Annotated in this window: 28 protein-coding genes; 10 read left to right on the forward strand and 18 right to left on the reverse strand. The window is 69.5% G+C overall.

What is annotated here, in order from left to right:
- Positions 1-37: 37 nt before the first annotated feature.
- The gene (locus MA875_RS14255) at positions 38-3,445 is read right to left on the reverse strand and encodes a pyruvate carboxylase (RefSeq protein ID WP_248242921.1); all 3,408 of its coding nucleotides are present in this window, start codon (positions 3,443-3,445) and stop codon (positions 38-40) included.
- Between the two features lie 74 nt (positions 3,446-3,519).
- On the opposite strand from MA875_RS14255, the gene MA875_RS14260 reads away from it, so the two are divergent.
- Positions 3,520-4,329: a ParA family protein gene (locus MA875_RS14260; RefSeq protein ID WP_124292997.1), complete on the forward strand. Its 810-nt coding sequence runs from the start codon at positions 3,520-3,522 to the stop codon at positions 4,327-4,329.
- A 94-nt stretch (positions 4,330-4,423) separates the two neighbouring features.
- On the opposite strand, the gene MA875_RS14265 is transcribed toward MA875_RS14260, so the two are convergent.
- The 3 genes from MA875_RS14265 to MA875_RS14275 form a co-directional block, all read right to left on the reverse strand.
- Positions 4,424-4,969 (reverse strand): MerR family transcriptional regulator, encoded by a 546-nt coding sequence (locus MA875_RS14265; RefSeq protein ID WP_248242922.1) that lies wholly within the window; start codon positions 4,967-4,969, stop codon positions 4,424-4,426.
- A gap of 115 nt (positions 4,970-5,084) precedes the next feature.
- Positions 5,085-5,780: a transcriptional regulator FtsR gene (gene ftsR / locus MA875_RS14270; protein ID WP_248242923.1), complete on the reverse strand. Its 696-nt coding sequence runs from the start codon at positions 5,778-5,780 to the stop codon at positions 5,085-5,087.
- Positions 5,780-6,271, reverse strand: a complete 492-nt coding sequence (locus MA875_RS14275; RefSeq protein ID WP_248242924.1) for an FHA domain-containing protein — start codon at positions 6,269-6,271, stop codon at positions 5,780-5,782. Before MA875_RS14275 ends, ftsR begins: the two co-directional genes overlap by 1 nt.
- Positions 6,272-6,451: 180 nt before the next feature.
- Here MA875_RS14275 and MA875_RS14280 point away from each other — a divergent pair, with 180 nt between their 5' ends.
- On the forward strand, positions 6,452-6,790 hold the full coding sequence (locus MA875_RS14280; RefSeq protein ID WP_248242925.1) for a hypothetical protein: 339 nt from the start codon (positions 6,452-6,454) through the stop codon (positions 6,788-6,790).
- A gap of 19 nt (positions 6,791-6,809) precedes the next feature.
- Here MA875_RS14280 and MA875_RS14285 read toward each other — a convergent pair whose 3' ends face one another.
- Positions 6,810-7,208, reverse strand: coding sequence for a four-helix bundle copper-binding protein (locus tag MA875_RS14285; protein ID WP_248242926.1), 399 nt, complete (start codon positions 7,206-7,208; stop codon positions 6,810-6,812).
- A 103-nt stretch (positions 7,209-7,311) separates the two neighbouring features.
- Between MA875_RS14285 and MA875_RS14290 the strand changes: the two genes are divergently transcribed.
- Together MA875_RS14290 and lpdA are read left to right on the forward strand one after the other, a co-directional pair.
- A complete protein-coding gene (locus tag MA875_RS14290; RefSeq protein WP_248242927.1) occupies positions 7,312-7,968 on the forward strand; it encodes a copper resistance CopC family protein in 657 nt (218 codons plus the stop codon).
- A 9-nt stretch (positions 7,969-7,977) separates the two neighbouring features.
- The gene (lpdA, locus tag MA875_RS14295) at positions 7,978-9,375 is read left to right on the forward strand and encodes a dihydrolipoyl dehydrogenase (RefSeq protein WP_248242928.1); all 1,398 of its coding nucleotides are present in this window, start codon (positions 7,978-7,980) and stop codon (positions 9,373-9,375) included.
- A 5-nt stretch (positions 9,376-9,380) separates the two neighbouring features.
- Here the strand turns inward: lpdA and MA875_RS14300 are convergent, their stop codons facing one another.
- Entirely contained in the window at positions 9,381-10,019 is a 639-nt protein-coding gene (locus tag MA875_RS14300) for a CYTH domain-containing protein (RefSeq protein WP_248242929.1), read from the reverse strand.
- The gene (locus MA875_RS14305; protein WP_124292989.1) at positions 9,991-10,209 is read right to left on the reverse strand and encodes a response regulator; all 219 of its coding nucleotides are present in this window, start codon (positions 10,207-10,209) and stop codon (positions 9,991-9,993) included. Before MA875_RS14305 ends, MA875_RS14300 begins: the two co-directional genes overlap by 29 nt.
- 73 nt (positions 10,210-10,282) lie before the next feature.
- On the opposite strand from MA875_RS14305, the gene glgP reads away from it, so the two are divergent.
- Both glgP and MA875_RS14315 read left to right on the forward strand, forming a co-directional pair.
- The gene (gene glgP / locus MA875_RS14310; protein WP_248242930.1) at positions 10,283-12,844 is read left to right on the forward strand and encodes an alpha-glucan family phosphorylase; all 2,562 of its coding nucleotides are present in this window, start codon (positions 10,283-10,285) and stop codon (positions 12,842-12,844) included.
- The gene (locus tag MA875_RS14315; protein ID WP_248242931.1) at positions 12,841-13,581 is read left to right on the forward strand and encodes a glutamine amidotransferase; all 741 of its coding nucleotides are present in this window, start codon (positions 12,841-12,843) and stop codon (positions 13,579-13,581) included. The genes glgP and MA875_RS14315 overlap by 4 nt, the downstream gene beginning before the upstream one ends.
- Here MA875_RS14315 and MA875_RS14320 read toward each other — a convergent pair.
- The 7 genes from MA875_RS14320 to MA875_RS14350 all read right to left on the reverse strand — a co-directional run bounded on the left by MA875_RS14320 (position 13,514) and on the right by MA875_RS14350 (position 19,009).
- Positions 13,514-14,302, reverse strand: coding sequence for an NAD(P)H-hydrate epimerase (locus MA875_RS14320; protein WP_248242932.1), 789 nt, complete (start codon positions 14,300-14,302; stop codon positions 13,514-13,516). The two genes, MA875_RS14315 and MA875_RS14320, sit on opposite strands and share 68 nt — an antisense overlap.
- Positions 14,289-15,365: a YihY/virulence factor BrkB family protein gene (locus tag MA875_RS14325; RefSeq protein WP_248242933.1), complete on the reverse strand. Its 1,077-nt coding sequence runs from the start codon at positions 15,363-15,365 to the stop codon at positions 14,289-14,291. Before MA875_RS14325 ends, MA875_RS14320 begins: the two co-directional genes overlap by 14 nt.
- 110 nt (positions 15,366-15,475) lie before the next feature.
- Positions 15,476-15,973 carry a prepilin peptidase gene (locus MA875_RS14330; protein WP_248242934.1) on the reverse strand — a complete coding sequence of 166 codons (498 nt, stop codon included), beginning with the start codon at positions 15,971-15,973 and terminating at the stop codon, positions 15,476-15,478.
- Between the two features lie 82 nt (positions 15,974-16,055).
- Positions 16,056-17,048 carry an aldo/keto reductase gene (locus MA875_RS14335; RefSeq protein WP_248242935.1) on the reverse strand — a complete coding sequence of 331 codons (993 nt, stop codon included), beginning with the start codon at positions 17,046-17,048 and terminating at the stop codon, positions 16,056-16,058.
- A gap of 65 nt (positions 17,049-17,113) precedes the next feature.
- Positions 17,114-18,037, reverse strand: a complete 924-nt coding sequence (locus tag MA875_RS14340) for a L,D-transpeptidase (protein ID WP_248242936.1) — start codon at positions 18,035-18,037, stop codon at positions 17,114-17,116.
- 41 nt (positions 18,038-18,078) lie between these two features.
- A complete protein-coding gene (locus tag MA875_RS14345; RefSeq protein ID WP_248242937.1) occupies positions 18,079-18,648 on the reverse strand; it encodes a mismatch-specific DNA-glycosylase in 570 nt (189 codons plus the stop codon).
- A 40-nt stretch (positions 18,649-18,688) separates the two neighbouring features.
- The gene (locus MA875_RS14350) at positions 18,689-19,009 is read right to left on the reverse strand and encodes a YchJ family protein (protein WP_248242938.1); all 321 of its coding nucleotides are present in this window, start codon (positions 19,007-19,009) and stop codon (positions 18,689-18,691) included.
- A 150-nt stretch (positions 19,010-19,159) separates the two neighbouring features.
- Between MA875_RS14350 and MA875_RS14355 the strand changes: the two genes are divergently transcribed.
- Positions 19,160-19,678: a DUF2231 domain-containing protein gene (locus MA875_RS14355; RefSeq protein ID WP_282449117.1), complete on the forward strand. Its 519-nt coding sequence runs from the start codon at positions 19,160-19,162 to the stop codon at positions 19,676-19,678.
- Between the two features lie 13 nt (positions 19,679-19,691).
- On the opposite strand, the gene MA875_RS14360 is transcribed toward MA875_RS14355, so the two are convergent.
- From MA875_RS14360 to MA875_RS14370, 3 genes are all read right to left on the reverse strand, one after another.
- Positions 19,692-20,087 carry a VOC family protein gene (locus tag MA875_RS14360; protein WP_248242940.1) on the reverse strand — a complete coding sequence of 132 codons (396 nt, stop codon included), beginning with the start codon at positions 20,085-20,087 and terminating at the stop codon, positions 19,692-19,694.
- Positions 20,088-20,099: 12 nt separating this feature from the next.
- Positions 20,100-20,366, reverse strand: a complete 267-nt coding sequence (locus MA875_RS14365; RefSeq protein WP_248242941.1) for an ArsR/SmtB family transcription factor — start codon at positions 20,364-20,366, stop codon at positions 20,100-20,102.
- A gap of 108 nt (positions 20,367-20,474) precedes the next feature.
- The gene (locus tag MA875_RS14370; protein ID WP_248242942.1) at positions 20,475-20,684 is read right to left on the reverse strand and encodes a multidrug transporter; all 210 of its coding nucleotides are present in this window, start codon (positions 20,682-20,684) and stop codon (positions 20,475-20,477) included.
- A gap of 154 nt (positions 20,685-20,838) precedes the next feature.
- Between MA875_RS14370 and MA875_RS14375 the strand changes: the two genes are divergently transcribed.
- The 3 genes from MA875_RS14375 (at position 20,839) to dprA (ending at position 24,541) form a co-directional block, all read left to right on the forward strand.
- The gene (locus MA875_RS14375; RefSeq protein ID WP_248242943.1) at positions 20,839-21,927 is read left to right on the forward strand and encodes an alkene reductase; all 1,089 of its coding nucleotides are present in this window, start codon (positions 20,839-20,841) and stop codon (positions 21,925-21,927) included.
- A 1,244-nt stretch (positions 21,928-23,171) separates the two neighbouring features.
- Entirely contained in the window at positions 23,172-23,558 is a 387-nt protein-coding gene (locus MA875_RS14380) for a hypothetical protein (protein ID WP_248242944.1), read from the forward strand.
- Entirely contained in the window at positions 23,555-24,541 is a 987-nt protein-coding gene (gene dprA, locus MA875_RS14385; RefSeq protein ID WP_248242945.1) for a DNA-processing protein DprA, read from the forward strand. The genes MA875_RS14380 and dprA overlap by 4 nt, the downstream gene beginning before the upstream one ends.
- A 224-nt stretch (positions 24,542-24,765) precedes the next feature.
- Here the strand turns inward: dprA and MA875_RS14390 are convergent, their stop codons facing one another.
- On the reverse strand, positions 24,766-26,664 hold the full coding sequence (locus MA875_RS14390) for a S8 family peptidase (protein ID WP_248242946.1): 1,899 nt from the start codon (positions 26,662-26,664) through the stop codon (positions 24,766-24,768).
- Positions 26,665-26,789: the final 125 nt, after the last annotated feature.

Consider the following 26,789-nt stretch of genomic DNA (forward strand, 5'->3'; position numbering starts at 1 on the left):
ACATCACTGCGCACTCACGGTGAGGCGCCGTTACAGGCTAGTGCGCCGGACGGATGACGACCAAAAGGTCGCCCGCCTCCACCTGCGCCGTCGGGGCGATCGCGATGCGCTCGACGACGCCGTCGACGGGGGCGGTGATGGCCGCCTCCATCTTCATCGCCTCGATCGACGCGATCGGCGCTCCGGCGGTCACCGTCGCGCCCACCTCGGTCTTCACGGTGACGACGCCGGCGAACGGGGCCGCGACCTGACCCGGCCGAGAGGTGTCCGCCCGCTCCGCCTGACGCGTCTCGACGCTGATGCTCCGGTCGCGGACGTAGACGGGGCGGAGCTGTCCGTTCAGGGTGGTCATGACGGTCCGCATTCCCTTGGCGTCCGCCTCGCCGATGGCCTCCAGGCCGACGTAGAGCTGGACTCCGGGATCGATCTCGGCGACATGCTCCTCGCCGGGCTTCAATCCGTACAGGTAGTCGGGAGTGCCGAGCGTGGAGAGGTCGCCGTACGCCTCCCGCGCCTTCTCGAACTCGCGCGCCGGCCCCGGGAACAGCAGACGGTTCAGGGTCCGGCGCCGCGAGGTGGCGTCGCCTGCCAGCCCCTCCTTCTCCTCGGGCGTCAACGGCGGGATCCCGATCGACACGGTGCGGCCGGCCAGCACCTTCGTGCGGAAGGGCTCGGGCCAGCCGCCGGGGAGATCGCCCAGCTCGCCGGCCATGAACCCCACGACCGAGTCGGGGATGTCGTAGTTCTGCGGGTTCTCGGCGAAGTCGGCCGGGTCGGCCTTGGCGGCGACCAGCGCGAGGGCGAGGTCGCCGACCACCTTCGACGACGGCGTCACCTTCGGGATGCGTCCGAGGATGCGGTCGGCGGCGGCGTACATGTCCTCGATGAGCTCGAAGTCGTCGGCCAGACCCAGCGCGATCGCCTGCTGGCGCAGGTTCGAGAGCTGTCCGCCGGGGATCTCGTGGTGGTACACCCGGCCCGTGGGACCATCCAATCCCGACTCGAAGGGACGGTAGAGGTGCCGCACCCCCTCCCAGTAGGGCTCGAGGTCGCTGACCGCCTGCAGGTCGATCCCGGTGTCGCGGTCGGTGTGGGCCAGGGCCGCCACCAGCGCCGACAGCGAGGGCTGACTGGTCGTGCCCGCCAGAGGCGCGGCCGCGGCGTCGACGGCGTCGACACCCGCGGCGCTGGCTGCCAGGAGCGTGGCCAGTTGACCGCCCGCGGTGTCGTGGGTGTGCAGGTGGACCGGGAGGTCGAATCGTTCGCGGAGAGCGGCGACCAGGCGCGCCGCCGCGGCGGGACGCAGGAGCCCGGCCATGTCCTTGATCGCGAGGATGTGGGCCCCCGACGCGACGATCTGCTCGGCGAGGCGCAGGTAGTAGTCCAGCGTGTAGAGCTGCTCGGCGGGATCGAGGAGGTCACCGGTGTAGCAGACCGCGACCTCGGCCACGGCGGTGCCGGTGTCCAGGACCGAGCGGATGGCGGGCACCATCTGGTCGACGTCGTTGAGGGCGTCGAAGATGCGGAAGATGTCCACACCCGTCGAGGCCGCCTCGCGGACGAAGGCGTCGGTGACCTCGACCGGCCTGGGCGTGTAGCCGACGGTGTTGCGTCCGCGCAGCAGCATCTGGATCGGGATGTTGGGAACCGCGTCGCGGATCGCCGCCAGGCGCTCCCAGGGGTCTTCGGCGAGGAATCGCAGCGCCACGTCGTACGTCGCCCCGCCCCACGCCTCGATCGAGAGGAGCTCGGGAGTCATCCGCGCCACGTGCGGCGCACAGCGGACGAGGTCCCTCGTGCGCACACGGGTGGCCAGGAGCGACTGATGGGCGTCGCGGTACGTCGTCTCGGTCACGGCGAGCGGCGTCTGCTCGCGCAGCGCGCGGGCGAACCCCGCCGGACCCAGCTCGCGAAGGCGCTGCAGGTTCCCCGCCGGCGCGGGAGCGAGCAGGTCGATGTCGGGGAGCTTGCTGCCCGGCGAGACAGAGACCGGCTTCTCGCCGTAGGGCCGGTTCACCGTGACATCCGCGAGCCAGTTCAGCAGCTTCGTCGCCCGGTCGCGTGACGGGTGGCTGGTGAGCAGGCGCGGGCGCTCCTCGATGAATGCGGTGCTGAGGTCCCCCTCGACGAAGGAGGGGTCGTCGAGGACGGCGCGGAGGAAGGGGATGTTGGTGGCCACACCGCGGATGCGGAACTCCGCCAGGGCGCGCTTGGCGCGAGCGACCGCGGCGGGGTAGTCGCGGCCCCGACAGGTGAGCTTGGCGAGCATCGAGTCGAAGTGCGGGCTGATCTGCGAGCCGGCCGCCGTCGTCCCGCCGTCGAGGCGGATGCCCGCACCTCCCGGCGAGCGGTAGGTGGTGATGCGACCGGTGTCGGGACGGAAGCCCTGGGAGGGGTCTTCAGTGGTGATGCGGCACTGCAGGGCGGCGCCGCGCAGCACGATGCGATCCTGCGACAGGCCGAGGTCCTCCAGGCTCTCCCCCGCCGCGATGCGCATCTGCGACTGGACCAGGTCGACATCGGTCACCTCCTCGGTGACGGTGTGCTCGACCTGGATGCGGGGGTTCATCTCGATGAAGACATGCTGGCCGGCCCGCTCGCCCGCGGTGTCGACGAGGAATTCGACGGTGCCGGCGTTGACGTAGCCGATCGACTCGGCGAACGCCACCGCGTCCCGGTGGATGCGCTGACGCAACTCGTCGTCGAGGTTCGGGGCCGGGGCGATCTCGATGACCTTCTGGTGGCGTCGCTGCACCGAGCAGTCGCGCTCGAAGAGGTGCACGGTGTGCCCCGTGGCATCCGCGAGGATCTGCACCTCGATGTGACGGGGCCGGACCACAGCCTGCTCGAGGAAGACCCGGGGGTCGCCGAACGCCGCGCCGGCCTCGCGCATCGCCTCGGCGATGGCGGGCGGGAGCTCTCCCGGGGTCTCCACGCGCCGCATGCCCCGACCTCCGCCGCCGGCGACCGCCTTGACGAAGATCGGGAACCCGATGTCGCCGGCCTGGGCGACCAGTGCGTCGACGTCGTCGGAGGCCTCGGTCGAGCGCAGCACCGGGACCCCCGCGGCGATGGCGTGCTCCTTGGCGGTCACCTTGTTCCCGGCCATCGCCAGCGCACGGGCCGGGGGTCCGATGAAGGTGATGCCGTTCTCGGCGGCTCGGGCGGCGAGCTCGGGGTTCTCCGAGAGGAATCCGTAGCCCGGGTAGATGGCGTCGGCGCCCGATTCGAGCGCGACACGGATGATCTCGTCGACATCGAGATAGGCGCGCACCGGATGGCCCGGTTCACCGATCACGTAGGACTCGTCGGCCTTCTGCCGATGCAGCGACCCGCGGTCTTCGAACGGGAAGACCGCGACGGTGCGGGCCCCCAGCTCGTAGGCGGCGCGGAAGGCGCGGATCGCGATTTCACCGCGATTGGCGACCAGGATCTTCTCGAACATGCACACCTCGCGGTTGGGCCGTGTGGTCTGGGCTGAGTGTGCTCTCAGCCTAGGGGACGGTAACGTAGTGCCTCGTGCACGTACTCTCCGTCAGCTCACTCAAGGGCGGGGTCGGCAAGACGACCGTGACGCTCGGACTCGCTTCCGCCGCTTTCGCGCGCGGCGTCCGGACGTTGGTCGTCGACCTGGACCCGCAGTCCGACGTGTCGACGGGGATGGACATTCAGGTCGCCGGTCGCCTGAACATCGCCGACGTCCTGGCCAATCCCAAGGAGAAGGTCGTCCGTCAGGCGATCACGTCCTCCGGCTGGGCGAAGGTGCACCCCGGGACCATCGACGTCATGATCGGCAGCCCGTCGGCGATCAACTTCGACGGACCGCACCCGAGCGTCCGCGACGTGTGGAAGCTCGAAGAGGCGCTCGCCACGATCGAGGCCGATTACGACCTCGTGCTCATCGACTGCGCCCCGTCGCTGAACGCGCTCACGCGCACCGCGTGGGCAGCGAGCGACCGCGTGATCGTCGTGACCGAGCCGGGCCTGTTCTCGGTCGCAGCGGCCGACCGGGCGCTGCGTGCCATCGAGGAGATCCGTCGCGGACTCTCGCCCCGCCTCCAGCCGCTCGGACTCGTCGTCAACCGCGTGCGTCCGCAGTCGATCGAGCACCAGTTCCGCATCAAGGAGCTGCGCGACATGTTCGGTCCGCTCGTGCTGAGCCCTCAGCTGCCCGAGCGCACGTCGCTGCAGCAGGCGCAGGGCGCCGCCAAACCCCTCCACATCTGGCCCGGAGACTCGGCGCAGGAGCTGGCGGCCGACTTCGACGCGCTGCTCGACCGCGTCATCCGCACCGGTCGCATCCCCACGCCCGGCGAAACGCGCGTCTGAGAGGTCGAGGCCGTCGGTGGCGGCAAGCTCGGCGGGACCGCTGAGACCGCTACGCCGATGAGGCAGGGACCTCCGTGAGGCGAACGAGTTCCGCTCAGGCCGAGCGCGCCGTGCGTCGAGCGGCGAGCTCGTCGACGGGGTCGGGAGCCTGCGGGTCGAACTCCACGAGGGTCGACTCGACCTCGCGCAGGACCTTGCCCACCGCGATGCCGAAAACGCCCTGACCGCGGCTGACGAGGTCGATCACCTCGTCGTTCGAGGTGCACAGATACACCGATGCACCATCGCTCATGAGGGTGGTGCCGGCGAGGTCGCGGATCCCGGCAGCCCGGAGCTGCTCCACAGCGGTGCGGATCTGCTGCAGCGAGATCCCGGTGTCGAGGAGGCGCTTGACGAGCTTGAGGACCAGGATGTCGCGGAAGCCGTACAGGCGCTGCGACCCCGATCCGCTCGCGCCCCGCACGGTCGGTTCGACCAGCTGAGTACGGGCCCAGTAATCGAGCTGACGGTAGGTGATGCCGGCGGCGCGGGCCGCGACAGCGCCGCGATAGCCCACTTCGTCGTCCATCTGCGGGAGCCCGTCGGTGAACAGGAGGTCGGCGACGAAGCCGGGTTCGTCGGCCGCTTCACGAGCGGTCATGCGATCCTCCTCACGGAACGGGGTGCGCACTCCACGCTAGATGAGGCCCGCCCCCCGAGCAACGACATCCGCCTCAACGCGTCGGCGTGTCGCGGTCGGGCGAGGTTGCCCCGCGTCATCCGAGAAGGCGATCGAGGGCGGAGCGCAGCAGGATCGCCCGCACTTCTTCGAGTTTGCGCGCGAGCTCGGGCGCGACCTCGCCGGCTCGTCCCCGAGAGGCGGCATCGGTGCGACGGAGCAGCGGCGCGAGCGAGGACTCGATGAGGGCCGCGTCACGCTCGGCACTCTGCTTGACGCTGCGGACGTGGCGCGGCTCGATACCGTGGCGGTCCAGCGCGACGAGGGCCCGCAGGAGCGTGACCGACTGGTCGGTGTACGTCTCGGCCGCGGTGATGATCCCGGTGCTGATGGCGTCGTTCAGAAGCTGTGGCGCCGCGCCGGCCGCGGCCAGCAGCTCCTCTCGGCGGTACCGGCGCGGGGCCGGCACGATCGAGGGGGGCGGTGCGGAGGTCGGCGGAGCGGGATCACGCCCGGCGTCGACGTCGGCGAGGTAGTCGCGGATGACACTGAGCGGAAGATAGTGATCGCGCTGCAGGGTCAGCGCGAGGCGCAGCCGGTCCATGTCGGCCGGGGAGAATTTGCGGTACCCGGACTCGGTGCGCACCGGGGTCACGATCCCCTGAACCTCGAGGAAGCGGAGCTTGCTGGAGGTCAGGCTGGGGAATTCCGGCGACAGCCTCGCGAGCACCTGACCGATGCTGAGAAGGCCCGCTGACGATGATCGCTGGCGGGTGGAGGAGGCCGGGGCCATCAGCCCGCCTGCGGCAGATCTGCGGGCGAGACGAAGAAGTTCAGGCGGAACTTGCCGATGCGAAGCTCCGAGCCGTTGGTGAGGACGGCGCGGTCGACCCGCTCGCCGTTGACGTAGGTGCCGTTGAGCGAGCGCTGGTCCACGAGCTCGAAGGCCGTGCCCTGCCGCGTGATCTCGGCATGCCGACGCGAGACCGTGACGTCATCGAAGAAGATGTCGGCCTCGGGGTGACGACCGACCGTCGTCACATCGGTGTCGAGGAGGTAGCGTGCGCCCGCTGTCGGGCCCGATCGCACCAGCAGCAGCGCCGCACCGGACGGCAGGGCGTCGATCGCCTCGAGCTCGGCCGTGTTCAGCGCGCTGCCGAAGGGGACGAAGGACAGATCGGCGTCGTGGCCGAACGTCTGCGTCGTGTCCGAACCGCGATCGGCGCCGTCATCGCCCGGCAGGCGTCGGATGTCACCAGAATCTGGTCGCCGATTGTCGTCCACGTCGTGCCCTCCTTCGGTGAGCCAGCCTATCCGACGCGTTCACGCCCTGACGACCGGCTCGGCGCACCTGGCGACGACGATGCCGCAGGGCGATTGTTTCGGCCTGTGTCGGCGAGGATGCCCGCGGCCGCGCCGCGACCTAATCTGGCCGACATCCGAAACTACCCACAGGAGTCCGACGTGTCGAGTCCGCATCGCTTCCCCACACCTGTCGAGGTGAAGGGTCGCGCGGCGTGCATGTGCGCAACCGGAGGATCCTGCACCTCGGTCTCCCCCGGGCACGCGATGCATCTCATCCAGGCCCGTCTGATCTCGGCCACCCCGCGGGAGTGGACCGACGCGATCGTGACGTCGGTCTCCGATGGCGTGGCCGTCCTCCGCACCCTCGACGGCGCACGGGTCGAGGTGTGGTCGGCTCGTCCGATCGAGGGCGTCGAGCCCGGCGCTCCCGTCGCCGTGCACACGCGCCATCACGCGCTCGCGGTCGGGCGGTCCCGGGCCAACGTCGCCGTCCTCTGACTTCGCCGGCGGCGCCGGGTCAGGCCTGGGCGAGCACCGACTCCCGCATCGCCATGCAGGCGTCCATGCACGCATGACAGGACTGCGCGCACATGCGGCAGACCTCGCTCATCTCGGCGTGGCGCATGCACTCGTCCATGCAGAGCTGACACATCGCGATGCACGCTTCGAGCATCGACACCATGACCGCGGGCGTCATGCCCGACATGCGCAGCATCGCCCGCAGCATCGTGTTGCACATGTCGGCGCAGTTCATGCAGGCGGGCGCGCAGTCCATCATCTGGGACGCGCACACCGTGCAGGCCTGTTCGCACGCGGCGCAGGCGTCCATGCACGCCTGCATGAGGTCCATGTCCATGCGGGTGTCGCCGCCCATCATCGACGTCGAGCCCATGGCATCCATCATCATGCGGTCCATCCCGTACCTCGCTCTCGATCTTGCGCGACGGGGCAGGTGCACCCGCCTGAGCCCAGGGTAGGCGCCCAGTCATCGTTGAAGAAGACCCTCGTAGCGTAGGAGTGTGAGTCGTTCCGGTCTTCGCTCCCCCGCCCGCGCGATCCTCGGTGCCCTCGTGGCGCTGACGGCGCTCTTCGCCTTCCCGGTCGCCGCATCCGCGCACGACGAGCTGCTGGGGTCCGACCCCGCGCCCGGCAGCATGATCGAACAGGCCCCCGCGGCGGTCACCCTCACCTTCAGCGGTCTGATCTCACAGGAGCCCGGGGCGACGGTGATCGAGGTGTCGGATGCCGCGGGCGAGGCGCTCGTCGACGGATTACCGACCATCGCCGACAACGTGGTGTCGCAGCCGCTGACGCCGGCCGCGCCGGGCCCGGTCACGGTGCTCTGGAAGGTGGTGTCCAGCGACGGCCACCCCATCTCGGGCGAACTGTCCTTCACGGTCGCCGAGGGGGCGGCTCCGGCGCCGACCGTCGACGCGTCGGCCGAGCCCGCACCCGATGCGTCGGCATCCCCCGCCCCCTCGGCCACCACGTCGGAGAGCGCCTCGGCGACGCCCTCGCCGACCGCGGCCGGGGAGCCGGCGTCGTCCACCGCGGCCATCGTGCCGTGGATCATCGTGGGGGTCGTCGCCGTCGCCGCCGGCGGTGCGATCGTCTATCTTCTTCTCGCCCGGGCGCAGGGTCGCACCCCGGGCACCGGCGGCAGTGCCGACCGATAGGCTGGAAGCATGCCTCACTACGACGTCGTCATCCTCGGCGCGGGCCCCGGCGGGTACGTCGCGGCCGTACGGAGCGCCCAGCTCGGTCTTTCCGTCGCCATCATCGAAGAGAAGTACTGGGGAGGCGTGTGCCTGAACGTGGGGTGCATCCCCTCGAAGGCCCTGCTGAAGAACGCCGACCTCGCCCACCAGGTCCTGCACAAGGCCGATCTGTTCGGCATCTCCGGCGACGTGCACTTCGACTTCGGCGTCGCGTGGGACCGCAGCCGCAAGGTGGCCGATACCCACGTCAAGGGCATCCACTACCTGATGAAGAAGAACAAGGTCACCGAATACGAGGGCCGCGGAACCTTCACCGACGCGAACACCATCCGGGTGGAGAAGTCCGACGGGGGCTCGGAGACGGTCACCTTCGACAACGCGATCATCGCCACCGGTGCCAAGGTGCGCCAGCTGCCCGGCGTCGAGATCGGCGGCAACATCGTCACCTACGAGGAGCAGATCCTCTCCCGCGACCTCCCCTCCTCGATCGTCATCGTCGGCGCCGGCGCGATCGGCATGGAGTTCGCCTTCGTGATGTCCAACTACGGCGTGAAGGTCACGATCGTCGAGTTCCTCGACCGGGCGCTTCCCAACGAGGACGCCGACGTGTCGAAGGAGATCGCCCGGCAGTACAAGAACTACGGCATCGACATCCTCACCTCGACCAAGGTCGACACCGTCACCGACCACGGTGACCGGGTCACCGTCACCTACACCGGCAAGGACGGCAACAGCGGCTCGATCGACGCCGACAAGGTGATGGTCTCCATCGGCTGGGTGCCCAACGTCGAGGGCTACGGACTGGACAAGACGGGCGTCGAGCTCACCGAGCGCGGCGCGATCGGCATCGACGACTACATGCGCACGAGCGTCCCCCACATCTACGCGATCGGCGACGTCACCGCCAAGCTGCAGCTGGCCCACGTCGCCGAGGCGCAGGGCGTGGTGGCCGCCGAGACGATCGGCAAGGCCGAGACCATGCCGCTCGGTGATTACCGCATGATGCCCCGCGCGACCTTCTGCACCCCGCAGGTGGCATCGTTCGGCCTCACCGAGCAGCAGGCCCGCGACGCCGGTTACGACGTGAAGGTCGCGAAGTTCCCCTTCAGCGCCAACGGCAAGGCGAACGGGCTGGGCGAACCGGTCGGCTTCGTCAAGCTCATCGCCGACGGCGAGCACCTCGAACTCCTCGGCGGCCACCTCATCGGCCCCGACGTCTCCGAGCTCCTCCCCGAGCTGACGCTCGCCCAGAAGTGGGACCTGACCGCGCTCGAGGCCGCGCGCAACGTGCACACGCACCCGACGCTCTCCGAGGCGCTGCAGGAGGGCTTCCACGGTCTCGTGGGCCACATGATCAACCTGTAGCCGGCCTACCGCCCGAGCGCCCGCCCGATCTTCGACTCCGAGGATGCCGGGCGGGCGCCGGCGCCACGGGCGAGATCGGCGACGGCACCGAGGAACCGCTCCGCGTCCTCGGGCGCCGCGGGCCCGAGTTCGATCTCCCACTCCCGCCAGGAGCGTTCCGATCCGGTCGTCTCATCGCGGGTCTGCACGTGGTCGTCGAGGAATTCCGCGACGACGCCCCCCGCGTCATCCCTCATCTCGACGGCGATCCGGCGATTGCGCACGCGGGCGATGGGGCGAAGGGCGTCGGAGGTGAGCCGTCCGACCTCGGACAGCACGGCCGCGGGGATCTCCTCACCGTCGCCGAGCGGCCACCCGAGCTCCACACGTCCTGCGCCCTGGCGAGGACCCTTCAGGTGCCATCCGGCATCAGGGCCGCCGGTGCGTCGGCGCAGCGCGAATCCGGCCCGCCCGAGGGCGAAGTCGGCGGTGTCGTAGTAGCGGGCGTCGAGTTCACGCGTCTCGGGGTCCGACACCACCGCAACCTCGGCGAGCGCGCGCCAGTCCGGCGCGGTCGTGTCCGCCTCGACGTCGAGGGTGATCTCGACCTCGAGCGAGCGTGCCGGCTCGCCGGGTTCAGTCGTCGTTCGAGGGTCCGATCTCATCGGTCGCCTCCACGAACCAGAATTCGGCCTCGGTCGGACCGTCGTGCTCTCCGGTGTGCTGCGCCTCGCCCTTGCGCCGGTAGACGACCTGCCCCTCCCCGTAGGGGACGATGAGCGAGTCGAGGTCGGGGGCCTCCAGGGGCAGGACCTGCCCATCGAGCGGGCCGCCGTGAAGTCGTGCAATAGCCATCCCCCGAGTGTATCGACGGCGATCTGCGCGATGAGGGGGTTGCGCATCATCCTGCTCGCCTACACTTCACAGCGTGAAGGCCATCCGCACGTTTGCCGTTCGTCCCGTTCTCTCCGAGCAGCTCGCCCCGCTCGACCGCCTCGCCACCAACTGGCGCTGGGCCTGGTCGGACGAGACGAAGGCGCTGTTCGCCTCCATGGACCCCGCGAAGTGGGAGGAGGTCGGCGGAAACCCCGAGCAGCTCCTCGGCGCTCTCGGACAGGAGCGGCTGGACGCCCTGTCGCAGGACGCCCACTTCGTCGCGCGGGTGCGCGCCGAGGCGGAGCGCCTGGAGGCCTACCTCCGCGACGATCGGTGGTATCAGGGTCTCGAGGGCGACAAGCCCGCCCACATCGCCTACTTCTCCCCCGAGTTCGGCGTCGACGGGACTCTCCCGCAGTACTCGGGCGGCCTCGGCATCCTCGCCGGGGATCACCTCAAGAGCGCATCCGACCTGGGCGTGCCCCTCACCGGTGTCGGGCTCTTCTACCGCGCGGGGTACTTCCGTCAGTCGATCGGCGACGACGGCTGGCAGCGGGAGAGCTACCCGCTCCTGGACCCCTACGGTCTCGGCCTCACCCTCCTCCGCGACACCGAGGGCGCTCCCGTGGAGATCACCCTCGACCTGCCCGCCGATCGGCGCCTCGCCGCCCGCATCTGGGTGGCCCAGATCGGTCGGGTTCCGCTCCTGCTGCTCGATGCCGACACCCCGACCAATCCCGACGACCTCCGTCAGGTCACCGACCGCCTCTACGGCGGGGGCGGCGAGCACCGCCTCCTGCAGGAGCTGCTTCTCGGGGTGGGAGGCGTCCGCGCCGTGCGCGCGTGGTGCGAGCTCACCGGCACGCCCAACCCGGAGGTCTACCACACCAACGAGGGCCACGCCGGGTTCCAGGGTCTGGAGCGGATGTCGGAGCTGATCGTCGAAGCCGGGCTGAGCTTCGACGAGGCGCTCGCGCAGGTGCGCGCCTCCACGGTCTTCACCACCCACACCCCGGTTCCCGCCGGGATCGACCGGTTCCCGCGCGATCTCGTCACCACCTACCTCCGCAGCCCCCTTTTCACCGCCCTCCCCGCCGAGCCGGCGCTCGACCTCGGACTGGAGTCCTACCCCGGCGGCGATCCCCACGTGTTCAACATGGCCGTGCTCGGCCTGCATCTCGGGCAGCACGCCAACGGGGTGTCGCTCCTCCACGGCGCGGTGAGCCGCCGGATGTTCGGTTCGCTGTGGCCCGGCGTCGACACCGACGAGGTGCCGATCACCTCCATCACCAACGGCGTGCACGCCCCGACCTGGGTCCATCCCGCACTGACGGGGTTGAGCGAGCGCGTCTTCGGAGACGTCCACACCGACCGGCACGACTGGCGCTCCCGCGAGGTCGTCAGCGACCAGGAGCTGTGGGGTGTGCGCACGCAGATGAAGCAGGAGCTCGTCGCCGAGGCCCGGCGACGGCTCGGCGCGGCCGCCCGCTCTGCCGGCAACGCGGCTGTTCCGGCATGGATCGACGAGATCCTCGATCCGGGCGTCCTGACGATCGGGTTCGCCCGGCGCGTGCCCACCTACAAGCGCCTGACGCTCATGCTGCGCGACCCCGAGCGCCTCACCCGGATCCTCACCGACCCCGAGCGTCCCGTCCAGCTGGTCATCGGCGGGAAGTCGCACCCGGCCGACGATTCGGGCAAGATCCTCATCCAGCAGCTCGTGAAGTTCAGCCGTGACCCCCGGGTGCGCGGGCGCATCGTGTTCCTCCCCGATTACGACATCACCCTGGCCAAGACCCTCTACCCGGGGTGCGACGTCTGGCTGAACAACCCGTTGCGTCCCCTCGAGGCGTGCGGCACCTCGGGCATGAAGGCCGCGCTGAACGGCGTTCTCAATCTGTCGATCCTCGACGGGTGGTGGGACGAGTGGTACGACGGCAAGAACGGCTGGGCGATCCCCACCGCCGACACCGCGGCCAGCGACGAAGAGCGCGACGACGCCGAAGCGGCGGCGCTGTACGACCTGATCGAGCATCAGCTCGTGCCGCGGTTCTACGAGCGCACCGGCGGCGTGCCCGTCGGCTGGCTCGACATGGTGCGCCACACGATGACCGACCTCGGCAAGAAGGTGACCAGCGACCGGATGGTGCGTGACTACGTCACGCGACTGTATGTCCCGTCCACGGTGAACGAGCGGGCGCTCCGCGCCGACGATTTCGCCCAGGCACGCTCGCTCGCGGCCTTCGTCAGCCGGGTGCGCAGCGCCTGGGGCTCGGTGGCGATCGCACACGTGGAGGGCTCGGATGCGACGACCCGCGCATCCACCGGCGAGACCCTCGAGATCGAAGCCTCCGTCCGGCTGGACGGGCTGTCGCCCGACGACGTCGCGGTCGAGCTGGTCTACGGTCGCACCGACGAGGACGATGTCATCGGCGCCGACCACTCCGCCGTGGCGCTCCAGGCCCAGGGTCCGGCCGTGGACGGGGTCACCCCGTACCGTGGCGTGCTCCCCCTCCAGATCACGGGGACGTTCGGTTACACGGTGCGCGTCGTGCCGCGGCATCCGTTCCTGGTGTCTCCGGTGGAGCTGGGTCTTGTGACCTACGCCGGATGACCCGGCGCAGACCCTTCGTCCTCCTCGCCACCCGCGCCGAAGACGTTCCCGCCGACGAGGAGTACGCCCTCTTCCTGCGCTACACCGGACTGCAGGAGCGCGATCTCGTCCGCGTCCGCATGGAGGCGGGCCCCCTCCCCGACCTCGACCTCGACGCGCTGTCGGGCATCTTCGTCGGAGGGGGTCCGTTCAACGCCTCCGACCCGCCGGAGAAGAAGTCGGCGGTGCAGCGACGTGTCGAGGCGGAGTTCGCCGGCCTCCTCGACGAGGTCGTCGCGCGCGATTTCCCCTTCCTCGGCGCCTGCTACGGGATCGGCACCCTCGGATCTCATCAGCGCGCCGTGATCGACCGCACCCATGCCGAGCCGATCAGCGTCGTACCGGTCAGCCTTACCGAGGCCGGGGTCGATGACCCGCTGCTCGAGGGCTTCCCCCGCACGTTCGACGCGTTCGTCGGGCACAAAGAAGCCGTGTCGGTGCTCCCGGCATCCGCGGTGCTGCTGGCGTCGTCGCCGACCTGCCCGGTGCAGATGTTCCGCGTCGGTCGCAACGTCTACGCCACGCAGTTCCATCCCGAGCTCGACCTCGACGGGATGCAGACCCGGGTGCACGCCTATGCCGGTTACGGCTACTTCGCCGCCGACGAGCTCGAACTCACGCTCGCGGCCGTCAGGCGTGCTCCGGTGGTGCACCCGCCCCGCCTGCTTCGGACGTTCGTGGAGCGTCACGCCCGCTGAATCTCCTCGCCGAGGCCCGGACGATCGCGGCGACGTCGACCTCACCGGCCGGCGCGACCGCGGCGAGGCCCGGCGCCAGGCCGATGTCGACGAGCGTGAGACGGCCCGACAGCGCGGGTCCGCGACCGCGCGCGAGTCCTGCCTTCACCCCGCCGAAGGTGACGGTCTCATCGGCGGCCGGCACGAGGTCATCCGCGTCCCCGGTGTCGGGGTCGAGGCCGCTCGGGAGATCGACGGCGAGCACGCGGGCGCCGGAGGATCGATGCCTCGCGAGGGCGATCGCCGCGTCCCGGGCACCGTCGCGCAGCGACCCGCCGCCGCCGAGCCCCATCATGCCGTCGAGGATGAGCCCGACGTGCCGATCGCCGATCACCGAGAGGTCGGTCACGCGAGCGCCGGCCGCCAGCGCGGCGGCGAGGCCGCCCTCGTGCGCGGCGCCGCCGACGAGGACGATGTCCACGTCCGTGCCGGCGGCTGCGAGTTCGGCTCCCGCGAACAGGGCGTCGCCGCCGTTGTCGCCCCGACCGGCCAGGACGACGACCCGATGACCGGATGCCGGGTCGAGCCGTGCCGCCGCGATCTCGGCGAGCGCGTGCGCGGCCCGGGCCATGAGGGGGACGCCGTCCCTCAGAAGGGGGGCCTCGGCGGCACGGATGTCGGCAGCGCGGTAGATCGGCACCCGGAGCGAGCCGGCGCCGATGCCGGCGTCACCCGTGGTCACCGCGCGCTCCGGCATCCGCTTTCGCGTCGTCCACGGATCGGCTCGCGTGTGACGCGGCGGCGACCCGGCCCCTCCGCTCCTCCGCCTCGGCCGCGCGGGCTGCCTCCAGTTCCTCGGCGGCGGCCTGCACCGAGAGCTCGGCGCGCTTGACGCGGCGTTGGAGGAAGGTCCTCGCGCCGTACCGCGCGCGGACCCGGTCGCGTTCCTCCTCGATGCCGGTGATGATGTACGCCGAGGCGATGAGGATCACCTGCGCGGACAGGTTCAGCCACAGCAGCAGAGCGATGAGCGAGGCGAAGGTGGCCAGCAGCGGGTTGGAGCCCGCACCGCCGACGAAGAGGCTCGACAGCTGCTGCAGGACCGTGAGACCCGCCGCGCCGAGGAGCGATCCGCTGATGAGCGATCGCGCCGACGGCTTCGTGCCCGAGAGGGTGCGGAACGCCACGGCGATGACGGCGGCGTCGAGGAGGAAGACCACGACGATGGTCGTCGCACGGGTGGCGATCTGCAGCAGCAGGTCGTCTTCTGCGAGGCCGAACCACCCCCCGACGAGGGAGATCCCCGCGCTGCCGATAAAGGTGGCCACGGCCGATGCCCCGAGCGCGGCGCCGATGCCGATCGCGAGGAGCAGGTTGCGCAGCAGGACCCACAGCCAGAAGGAGTCGTCGGTCAGTTCGTTCGCGAGCCGCCGGATGGCGTTGCGCAGCGACCCGATCGCACCGATCGCGGCGCCGATGAGACCGACCGACGCGATCACACCCGCCACGGTGAGACCCGCGGGGGCCTGCACGTCGTCGAGGTCGATGAGGCCGCCCTCGCCGACGAGGCCGGGGATCGCGGAGTCGACCGCGTCGATCAGGGCCTGCCATGCGACCGGATTGCCGGCGAGCCACAGGGCCGCCAGCGAGAAGCCGAGCAGCACCCCGGCGAACAGGCTGAACAGCGTGCGATAGGTCACGCTGTCGGCGAGCATCGGTCCCTGGCGCTCGGTGTAGAGGAGGAGCGCGCGCACCGGTTTCAGCGTGAGGGCACGTGCGATGACACGCTCTATCGGATTCGGCATGGGCGGACTCCCCCCGTCGACGGTCGTGGCTGTTGTCCCACGCCCCAAACTATGGGGTGGTGACGGCGCGGCTGGGGTCGTTGAGAAAAGGACGGGCGCACGGTAGGGGGTCACGCCCCGGGCGTTGCTGTTCCCACCCCGGCGACACTCGCGCCGATCACGAGCCAGGCGCCGATGAGCATAGCCGGCCCGAAGGCGATGCGAGTGCGTCGGTCGGCCCGGCGGGCGACCATCAGCACGACCCCGGTCGCTCCGCCGACGACGAAGCCGGCGAGGGCACCGATCGCGAGCGCCTCCCAGCCGATCCATCCGAGATACAGACCGATCACTCCGGCGAGCTTGACATCGCCCCCGCCGAGACCTCGGCGGGAAAGCAGTCGCAGCAGCAGGTAGAAGCCGAAGAGGACGACCATGCCGGCCACCGCGCGACCGAGAGCGGAGGGTGGCGCGCCGAACAGCACCGCCACCACGAGGAGCGCACCGCCCACCCCGTAGCTGGGCAGCACGATCCGATTCGGAAGGCGGTGGTGGCGCACGTCGATGACGGCGAGGACGATGCTCACGACACCCAGGTACGCGAACGCCGTGATCTCCCAGGCCGTCGACACGTCAGCGAAGCTAACAGACAGGCCGGATCGGTTCCGGGGGAACATCCTTCGCTGTGGACAACTCCCCGGCACCCGCCAAGGGTCACCAGAGCGGGTGGATCGCCTCCCGCAGGTGGCGGTCGTAGACCTCGTGGACGGCGGCGTCGAAGCCGCTCAGGTCGACGCCGGTGTCCAGGAGCGCACCGGCCTCGGCGTTGGAGGTCGCCTGCGAGACGTTGCGTGCGCCGGGGATGACGGTGGTGACACCGTGCTGCGAGGCGATCCAGGCGAGCGTCGCGGCGGGAAGGGTCACCCCGTCGGGAACGGCCCGTGCCAGTTCGGATGCCGCGGCGAGACCGGTCTCGTAGTCGACGCCCGAGAACGTCTCACCACGGTCGAACGCTTCGCCGTGCCGGTTGTAGCTGCGGTGGTCGTTCTCGGCGAAGGTCGTGTCGGCGGTGTACTTCCCCGACAGCAGCCCCGAAGCCAGCGGCACCCGCGCGAAGACGGCGACCTGCGCGTCGGCGGCGGCAGGAAGCACCTCGTCGAGGGGCTTCAGGCGGAAGGGGTTGAAGATGATCTGGATGTTGGTGACGTGCGGTCGCTCGATCGCGGCGAGCGCCTGCGCGACCGTCTCGACCGAGACTCCGTAGGCGGCGATCCGGCCCTCGGCGACGAGGGCGTCGAGGGCGTCGTAGACGAGGTCGGATTCGATCACCTCGGTCGGCGGGCAGTGCAGCTGGACCAGGTCGAGGGTGTCCACGCCCAGGTTCGCCCGGGAGCGGTCGTTCCAGGCGCGGAAGGCCTCCGGAGTGTAGTTCTCCGCCTTCTGCTCCACCCGGCGACCCATCTTGGTCGCGACCGTGATCGCGTGCCCGGGTCGCGCGGCGAGGAATCGGCCGATGAGCGATTCGCTGCGTCCGTCGCCGTAGACGTCGGCGGTGTCGAAGAGGGTCACCCCCTGGTCGACGGAGGCGTCGAGGACGGCGAGCGCGTCGCTCTCGGAGACGTCGCCCCAGTCGGCGCCGAGCTGCCAGGTGCCGAGACCGATGGCCGAGACGTCACGGCCGGTGCGGCCGAGGGGGCGGTGCTGCATGAGGGACGACCTTTCGAAGAGCGGAGCAGTGGCCAGCGTAGCGACCGGAGCGGAGCCGGGGGCGGTCAGGGCAGGATCAGGACGGGCGTTCCCATCGGCAGTTCCGCGAGCTTCTCGATCGCTGCCGGGTCGAGTCGGATGCACCCGTTGGAAATGGCTCCGGAGCGGGCGTCGTGGTAGTGGAAGGCCGTGATCGCGACATCCGCCCCACCGAACCCGTCGAGGGTCGGTGACTGCACCGAGAGGTACACCAGCGGATACCCGCGGGTGTACCCGAACGAGGGTTCGACGCGGGTGGTCATGATGAACGAGCGCCCCGTGGGGGTCGGCGTGCCCTCAACGCCGGAACCGAAATCGGTGGCGATGCGCTCGGCGCCTCCGGCGCGCACGATGTCGATCGTGCGCGCGGAGAGGGAGACCTCGACCCGGGCGTCGACCGCCGCGAATGCGACATCCTGGGTGCGCAGCCAGCCGCTGAGCTGGCCCGGGTTCCCGGTCGACGGGGTCGCCTGGCGTCCGGTGAGGAGCACCCGTACCCAGTGCTCCTGTCGCTCCACGACCGGCACGGTCGTGCCGCCGTAGGCGTACTCCGCGGGGAGGACGGCGACCGGGTCGCCGGTCGGATCGGCGAAGACCGGGGCGCCGGCTCCCGTCGCGCTCACGACCTCGCCGGTCGGTGCGCTCGCAGGATCGCTGTCGACCGGCAACTGCGGAACGACCGCGAACACGTCGACCTGCGGCAGGGCTGCGAGGTCGTAGGAGGCGGTGTTGGCGGCAAAGCCCGCGGGCGCCGGCGGGGGCGTCACCTCCGGAGTCGGGGTGGCCGACGGCGTCACCACCGTCGGTGTGGAAGCGGCCGCGGGCGGGTCTTCGGCGTCGGAGCGCAGCAGCCACGCCCCGGTGAACCCCGCCGCCACCACGACAGCACCGAGGATCACGGCGATCCACGCGCGCGGCGAGGGAGATCGGGGGTTCTGCGAGGCGCTCACTCCCCCATGTTCCGTCGGCGGCCGCGGTGGTGCAACCGCGCTCACGGGATCACTCCTGCCGCCCGAGCGGGCTCGGCGTAGGCCCGGGCGAGAGAGTGCACCGTGTCATGGGCGTTCAGTCCGCTGGGATTCGGCACCACCCACAGCCGCGCACCCGCCAGAGCCTCGTCCTGCTCCCCGCTCACCGCGCGGGGACGGTCGAATCCCTGGCGGTAGGCGGTGAGGCCGACGACCGCCACGACAGGCGGACGCCGCTCTGCGACCAGGGTCGACAGCGCGCGGGCACCGGTGCGGAGCTCGTCACGGGTCAGCTCGTCGGCGCGGGCGGTGGCGCGGCGCACGAGGTTGGTGATGCCGATGCCGCGGTCGACGAGCATCTCGCGGTCGTCCGCCGTCATCCCCTCCTCCGTGATCGAGGGAGGACGCGGTAGGATCCCCGCCTCGACGAGGGCCGGGTAGAAGCGGTTACCGGGCCGCGCGAAGTGGGCTCCGGTGGCCGCGGTCCACAGTCCCGGGTTGATGCCGACGAAGAGCAGCCTGAGCGCGTCGGGGAGAAGATCGGGCACGGTCCGGTCGCGGAATCGCTCGAGGTCAGCAGCGCGGAATCCCATGACCCCAGTGTGGATGCTGGTGCCCGGCCCGCGGGCCGTGTCAGTCGTCGCGGATGTCGCCGTCGAGGTAGAACCAGCGGCCGCCCTCTCGGACGAATCGCGAGCGCTCATGGAGGACGCCGACGCCCTCGTCGGCGCGGTAGGTCGCCCGGAACTCGACGATCCCCTCGCTGTCATCCATCCCGCCGCCCACCGTGTCGACGATCTGGAGACCGCGCCAGACCGGATTCCCCTCGAGGTCGAGCACCGTCGGACGCGTCGAGGGGTGCCAGGTGCGCAGCAGCCATGCGACGTCGCCGTCGCGGAACGCCCGGAAGCGCGACCGCATGAGCTCCTCGGCGGTCTGCGGCTCGTTCGGCACGGAACGAGTCTTGCACGGGTAACGGCCGTCGGGCGGGGCGTCGATCCGGCCGGCATGGGAATGTCAAGCCCCTGCGACGTCCGCGTCCGGGGTGGGTAGACAGGGCGTTCACATCGCCCTGCGATCCGTTCGAACGAAAGGTCTTCCGCCATGGTGACGTCGTCTGCGCGGGACCGCGCGAAAAGGCCGCGGACTGCTCTCGCCGGCCCATACGGGCACCCGTTCCACCCGATTCTCGTGACGATCCCCGTCGGCGCCTGGACGACGAGCCTCGTCTTCGACCTGATCGGGGTCTTCGCCGACGATCCGACGCCGTACGTCGTCGGCGCCCGCATCCTCATCGTCGTCGGACTGGTGGGAGCGGTTCTGGCCGCGGTGTGGGGATTCCTCGACTACATCCAACTCGAACGCGGAACTCCGGCGCAGAAGACCGGCCTCGTGCACATGCTCCTGAATCTCGGAGCCATGGCGCTCTTCGCAGCGAACCTCATCGTGCGCTTCCTCGGCGACGACGACGAGGTGAGCATCGTCGGGCTGGTGCTCACCCTGATCGCTCTGGCGGCGCTGTCGATGTCGGGCTGGCTCGGCGGCAAGCTCGCCTACACGTACGGCGTGCGGGTGGCCGATGAGCGAGCGCAGGACGAGGGGTTTCGCGCGGGGGCGTCGTGACCCGACCCAACGCTCACACCGGGCTCACCAGCTGCACGAGGTTGCCGCAGGTGTCATCCAGCACCGCCGTCCGCACCGGCCCCCCGGTCGTGGGCGCCTGGAGGAACGTCACGCCCGCCGCCACCAGTTCCTCGTAGGCGGCGTCCACGTCCTCGACCGCGAACGACGCCGCGGGGATGCCCTGCTCGGCGAGGGCGCGCGTGTAGTCCTGCGCGGCCGGATTCTCATCCGGCTCGAGCAGCAGCTCCACGCCGTCCGGGGCGTCGCTGCCCACCAGGGTCAGCCAGCGGTACTCCCCCAGCGGGATATCGTGCTTGACGACGAAACCGAGGCGATCGGTGTAGAACCCCCGCGCCTTCTCCTGATCGTCGACGAACACGCTCATCACATGCAGCCGTGCCTTCACCATTTCCGTCTCCTGTCATCCGAGGGGCCATCGCGCGGCGATCTCGCGGAGCGGCTCGGTGTTCATCCGGTGCATCTTCGTCCTGCCCACCCGGGTCGTTCGCACCAGGTCGCTCTCCTCCAGCACCGCGAGATGCTGCGAGACCGCCTGCCGGGAGGACGTCGTGCCCGAAGCCACCAGGCGGGTGCAGATCTCGAAGAGCGTCATCTCCGCGCCCCCGGCGAGGAGGTCGAGGATCTGACGGCGGGTCGGATCTGCGATCGCCCGGTACACGTCGGCCACGCGGACCACAATATGCAAGCAGTAACTTGCATGTCAAGATCCCGGATCGAGGGGCCTGACCCTCACACTGTGTCATGGTCGAGTGTGGGGTCTGAGCGGCGCCCCGGATCAGTCCGAGGCCGCGTCGTCTTCCCGTCCGGTGGGGCCCAGGCCCGGGCGCACAGGGGCATCGGGATCGATGTCGATCCGCCGGATGCCGTCATGCTCGGAGACGCGGATGCGCGGTGCCGCATCCTCTTCGGTCGCCTCCGGCGCACGGGTCAGCTGGTCGTGACGGTCCTTCGCACGCTGGGCCTCATCGTCGATCGCGTCGTCCATGACCCCACGGTAGGAGGAGGATCGGACGGATGCCGCGGGCTTGACAGCGGACGCGATTCCGGCGCCGCCCGGGAATAGCGTCTGCGCCGACGCCGTTGACCTCGCGCGGAGCGGTGCTCGCCGGGAGCGCCGCCGACGAAAGGACGATCCCCCCGTGACGCTCTTCTCCCCCACCACCGTCGGCTCGTTCACCCTGCAGAACCGCCTCGCGCTCGCTCCGATGACGCGCCTGCGCGCCGACGAGAACGGTGTGCCCGGCGACCTCGTCGCCGAGTACTACGCCCAGCGAGCCGGCATCGGGCTCCTCGTGACCGAGGGAGTGTTCCCGAGCGCGGAGTCCAAGGCGTACCCCGGGCAGCCGGGCATCGCCACGGCGGCACAGGCCGAGGGCTGGGCTCGGGTCGCGTCGGCTGTGCACACTGCCGGGGGAACCGTCTTCATGCAGCTGATGCACGGGGGCCGGGTGTCGCACCCCGGAATCACCGGGACCCCGCGCATCGTCGCGCCGTCGGCGATCGCGATCGAGGGGCAGACGCGCCTCGCGGACGGGTCGAAGGTGGACTTCCCCGTGCCCCATGCCCTCGGCACCGCCGAGCTGGAAACCGTGCGCGACGAGTTCGTCGCCGCCGCGCGGCGTGCCGTCGACGCGGGCATCGACGGTGTGGAGCTGCACGCGGCCAACGGCTACCTCCTCCACGAGTTCCTCTCGCCGGCCTCGAACCGGCGCGAGGACGGCTACGGCGGATCGCCCGAGGCACGGACGCGCTTCGTCATCGAGGTCGCGCGGGCCGTCGTGGCCGAGGTGGGCGCCGAACGCGTCGGGATCCGGATCTCACCCGCGCACAACATCCAGGACGTGTGGGAGCGCGACGCCGTCGAGACGCGGGCGACGTACCTCGCACTCGTCGAGGGGCTGGCACCGCTGGGCCTGGCCTACCTCAGCATCCTGCACGAGGACCCAGCAGACGGTCTTCCGCAGGAACTTCGTCGGGTCTTCGGCGGCACCTTCATCGCCAACACCGGTTTCGGTCGCGTCACGACCCGCGACGAGGCGATCCGCACCGTTGCCGACGGTGTCGCCGATCTGGTGGCGGTGGGCCGCCCGGCGATCGCCAACCCCGACCTCGCCGACCGGTGGGAGCAGGGTGCGGCGGAGAACACCGTCGACCAGGCCACGGTCTATGGGCCCGACGCACGCGGCTACACCGACTACCCGACCCTCGCCGCCGAGCGCGCCGCCTGACCGCGTCGGGCGGCCCGCGTCCCCGACCGGGCCGCCCGCCCGCGGAAGGGCCGCCCCCCGGTTCGCGACCCGTCGCAAAACGCGGCTTGCGCCGCATCCGGACCGCATCCATCGACGGGTCGCGCTTCACGGCCGCCCGGCGGCGGGGCCTCCGGCGGCGGAGACCAGCCAGCAGGTACCACGTCGGGAAATGCGAAAGGGCCGGCCCTTCGGCCGACCCTTTCGCATTCCGGTCGGGATGACAGGATTTGAACCTGCGACCCCTTGGAGAGTTCGGGCGCGTTCCGAACCCTTCCGGATGTCTTGGGAACCCTCGAGTTCCCTTGTGTTGACAGGGAACCGGACGGTTCGAGTCCTCCGATTGTATCCGGTTACCTCGGGTCGTCCCTGGGTGATTGAGGTGGCAAAAAGGTGGCCCACTCCCCCGCAGCTCAATCCCGCCACCCACGCAGGTGACCGTGATGCCCTCGCGCCAGCCGGGGACCGCGTCGTCGAGGAACGCGATCTGCTCGACAGATAGGCCGCCGATCCGTACGTCCTTGCGGCACTGCTCCAACCACAGGAACAATCGACGCTCGGGTTGAGGATCGCTCCCACGGCTCGGGAAGTACCGCTCCTTCCTCACCCAATCGCCGTACTCGAGCGCGCTGCGCGTCCATACGTCACTCCGCGGTCCGCACCCGCGCCATTCCGGAACGTTCTTGTCGAGCCATGCGGTGCGGTGGCGCGGATGCCTTCCGCGTCGAAGGTAGATCCGCTCCCAGTTCAGCCAATGGCCCAGGCGACGCTCCTCGACATAGTCGCTCGATTGCCAGGGTAGGGCGTCGGTCTCGTTGACGAAGTGACGAAGCTCTTCGGCGACGACCGTCCACTCGCGATACCGATTCGGGAGTGTCTGCCGCCATCCAGGAAGCGATCTGTCCAACTGCTCGATCCGCTCGGGCGTCAAGGACGGAACGCCGCGACGCAACTCGGAGCGCCGCAACGCAAGCCACTGGGCTGGAAAGTCGTGCCCCTGTGGCATCTCTCCCGTGATCCTGACCCACTCGACGGCATGCGCAAGGTTCAGCTCCCATGTTGCTTCGTCGCGCGCCATGGACCCGAGAGTAGTTGCCGACGCCCGGCCCACCTCGCAGTACGGCCTGTGTGGCGCCGGTGACCGGACACGCACCTTCTCGTAAAGAAGGGGGCTCGAAATGAACATCACCAGCGCAACCGCGAGATCCAGCTCGACGGATTCGGTCGTGGCACCACCGATCGAACGCCGATGGATGAGCGTGGTCTTCATGCAAGGCGCGGACGCCGGCGCTGTGCTCGACCTGATCGAGAGGAACGGACCCGAGGCGACAATTCAGCATCTGTCCCAGTGGGATTTCGGCGACGAGACGCGGGATGCCGCGATGGTCAACGGATACGTCTACGACGAGATCCCGCAAAGCCCCACCGACCGCGTCATCCGCGACGGCGCCTCCGGATACGCACTCACCTACAACCAGCACTTTGAGTACGTCTCGCTCCTGCGCCACTTCAATCCGGTCGTCGAGGACGCACGAGAGTCAGTGCCACCACCGACACGGTTCGGACTCGACAGGCAACGGCCCGCGCGCCGGACCAACGGGCTCCGACTGTGAACCTCAACGACGAGCGGCTCGCGCGCGTCGCTCTCAGCACTGTCTCGGAGCCCGGCGACTCCGTCACTGGCGCCATGATTCAGCTCGTCGGTGCACCCGCGACACTGCGCATGATCTCCACGCAAGAACCCCTGCCCGCCACGATCGATCACGCCGACGGGGAACTCTGGCGTGCCCGTCTGAGCCCGCGCCTCCGGGATGCCGATATCGAGCGCGTCGTCGGCGAGTCCGAGCGACGAGGGCTCACGTTGCTGACGCCCGACGACGCCCGCTGGCCCGCGTCGCTGAGCCAACTCGGTTCCGCGTCTCCAATCATGCTGTGGATCGCAGGCAGCGACAGACCACTGACCTCGGACTCGTCACGCCGCGTCGCGATGGTCGGTGCGCGCGCTGCCACCAGCTACGGCGAACACGTCGCGAGCGAACTGACCAGCGAGCTCGCACAAGGAGGGGTGAGCATCATCTCCGGCGGCGCGTACGGAATTGACGGCGCAGCTCATCGCGGAGCTATCGCGTCACACCCAGGCAGCACGGTCGCGATCCTCGCGTGCGGACTGGACCGGCCATACCCGGCGGGCAACGCCCACCTGTTCGAGCGGATAGTCAGCGGCGGTGGAGCGCTCGTCAGCGAACTCCCACCCGGTTCGACACCGACACGCTGGCGCTTCATGCAACGCAACCGAATCCTCGCCGCGCTCGCCGGCGCGACCATCGTTGTCGAAGCTGGCGCCCGATCCGGCTCGCTGGACATCGCAACTCGCGCGCACGCGCTTGGGAGCCCGGTCGGCGCGGTGCCCGGCCCGATCACCAGCGCCGCGAGCACGGGATGCCACCGACTCCTGCGCGAGCGGATCGCAACCGTGGTCACCAACGCGGAGGAGGTCAGGGAGTTGCTCGATTCACGGGGGTCAACTCCGCAGCGAGCGTTCGATCGTGCGCCGTTCTTCGCAAGCCGTCGGCGCGCGACCGGGTTGGCGCTCTGAGTCATCCGGCTGTCAACGCCGGCGGCCAGGATCCACATACGGGCCGTGCCCGACAAGGGAGCCTGATCGAGCGCCGACGATCAGCAGCTCGCGCTCAGGCGGAAATCGGGCCGAACGCCTCGCAATCTTCGGAGTAGTTTCGCTCGGGTGCACGCGTGGCGAGTCCCAAGCGTTTGACTCGTGTTGCTGTCCACCCGCGATCTTTCATCTCGCGGGCCCGTGCCTTAGACGCGGGCGCGATTGCGTGCTTGAACCGTAACGGTTTGAGTGACCGCCATCGCCAAGTCGAGCTCAGTCCGCGCTTCGTCGAGAAGGGTGACAGTAAGCGCATACGGCTGGGACCGATAGTCCTCACGGTCGCGGAACCAGGTTCGCGTCTTGTGAGTTAGCACCACGAAGTACGCGTCGCCATCATCTGCTTCGAGCACGGTCGGTCGCCAGTCTTTGACCTGGAGGGTCGACTCTCGATGCGCGGTGTGCGGTGGCCTAAAGTTCTGCAGGCGACGGCGGTCACCGAACAGCGGCTGTGGGTTGTCCGGATCCTGCTGACTCAGGCGTTCCATGAGCGAATCCACATCAACGTTGCGATAGGCGTCGGTCACCATCGTCGCGGCTGTGTACTCCCGGCGTGTCCGTCGCACTGGTGGGTCGAACGCCATGGCGATCCGAATAGTACGAGATGAGCTCCGCGGCAACGAGAAGCCCCGTGGGATGGGTATCGGGTGGATGACAGAAGTATCTACCGCTATCTCGCCCTCATAAGTCATCGTCACCCGCTGCGGTCGGCTTGCCACTGCCTCCGAGAGTTGAACGACGCCGAACCCGTATCGGGCATGCCGAGTCTTCTCGTCGAGATCGTTCGCACCTGCTGGGAGCTCTGCTGCGGACGCGAGCAGCGCGCGAACGAGATTGGCAGATGCGTCCGGATACTCATGCAGCACCGCGGCCGCGGCTCGAGATACCGCTGGAGTTGCGAAGCTCGTGCCGTGCCCCATTCGGAACAGAGGCCCGGACGCTCGGGACGCCGGCCCAAGGACACCGGTGCCTTGATCTCGGATGTTGGCGAAGCCGGTGTCGTCGATGATGACGTTGCCCGCCGCGGCAACGAAGTCAGGCTTGTTCAGACGGTTTGCGAGTTGACCGTGTCCAGGGCCCGTCCGGCTGAAAGGCGAAACGTGCCCGACGTGAGCTATCGCGCGGTCGCCGAGTCGCGGGGGATTCCGCTCCGCGGGTGCATCACTATGTGCGATTCCCCCAACTGTGACCGCGATCGCGGCATTGGCTGGCTGGGCAAGTTGGTGTTCGCGGAGATGGAGGTGGCTTGGGTAGTCGTCTGCCACATGGTGTCCGCTAGCGAGAATTCCATCAAAGGGAACAGAGATGTTGCCTGCCGCCACCACGATGACGATGTTCAGTTCGCGTGCCAACTCATCGAGCATCTCCGAAAACTCGCCAACGTGCGACGCGCCATAGTCGCGATCGAATCCGAAGCTGAGGTTGAACACTCTCACGTTGCCCTCCGCGTGGAGTCGACGAATCGAATCCACTACCAGACTCGCGGGCAAGACTTCGGGTGGGAATTGGGTTGCCTCGGGGTTGCCGTCGACCGGTTCGAGAACTCGGATTGCGTCGACGGAGCCCATCACCCGAACGATTGGCCCAGCGCGCAGATCTCCCGCGATATCTGGTGCCAGCGCGATGCCGGCCACCATGGTTCCGTGCGGTCCTGGGTCTCTCCAGGCCCGACCGAGAGCAATGGGCGACGCATGGACCCGCACGTACCCCTCGAGCAGTGGGTGCGACGATGAGGGCAAGTCATCTAGCACGCCGACGGCCGCCGAGTCGCTCCACTCCACAGAGAGAGTCTCGGCATCGATGCCGCGCCAGTCGCTCGGATCGATGAAAGGAACTGGGGGCGTACGCACGCTCTCGATGACGTACAGGTCTAGGAGTGGGGTCAACGCCGCCACATCTATCTTGATGCGCGCGGCAGTGAATCGAGGAATCGAGGACTGGGCGACGATCTGGCCACCGAGTTCATTCACCCTAAGCTCGAGTAATGCCAGCCTGTGCGAAGCTTCGTTCATGTCGTGCGACGGCCACACGGTGACATCCAGGGTCACTAGGGCGTGTCTCCCAAAGGTTTGGGCTGGTCGCTGGAACGCTCGGTGTGTGTCTCGAACGGAGTTGCTGACTGATGCGCAGTGGGAGCTGATTGCTCCGTTGATGCCGTCCTCGCAGGGGCGTC

Origin of the sequence: Microbacterium kunmingense (assembly GCF_023155745.1) — a bacterium.
Classification (GTDB): Bacteria; Actinomycetota; Actinomycetes; order Actinomycetales; family Microbacteriaceae; genus Microbacterium; species Microbacterium kunmingense.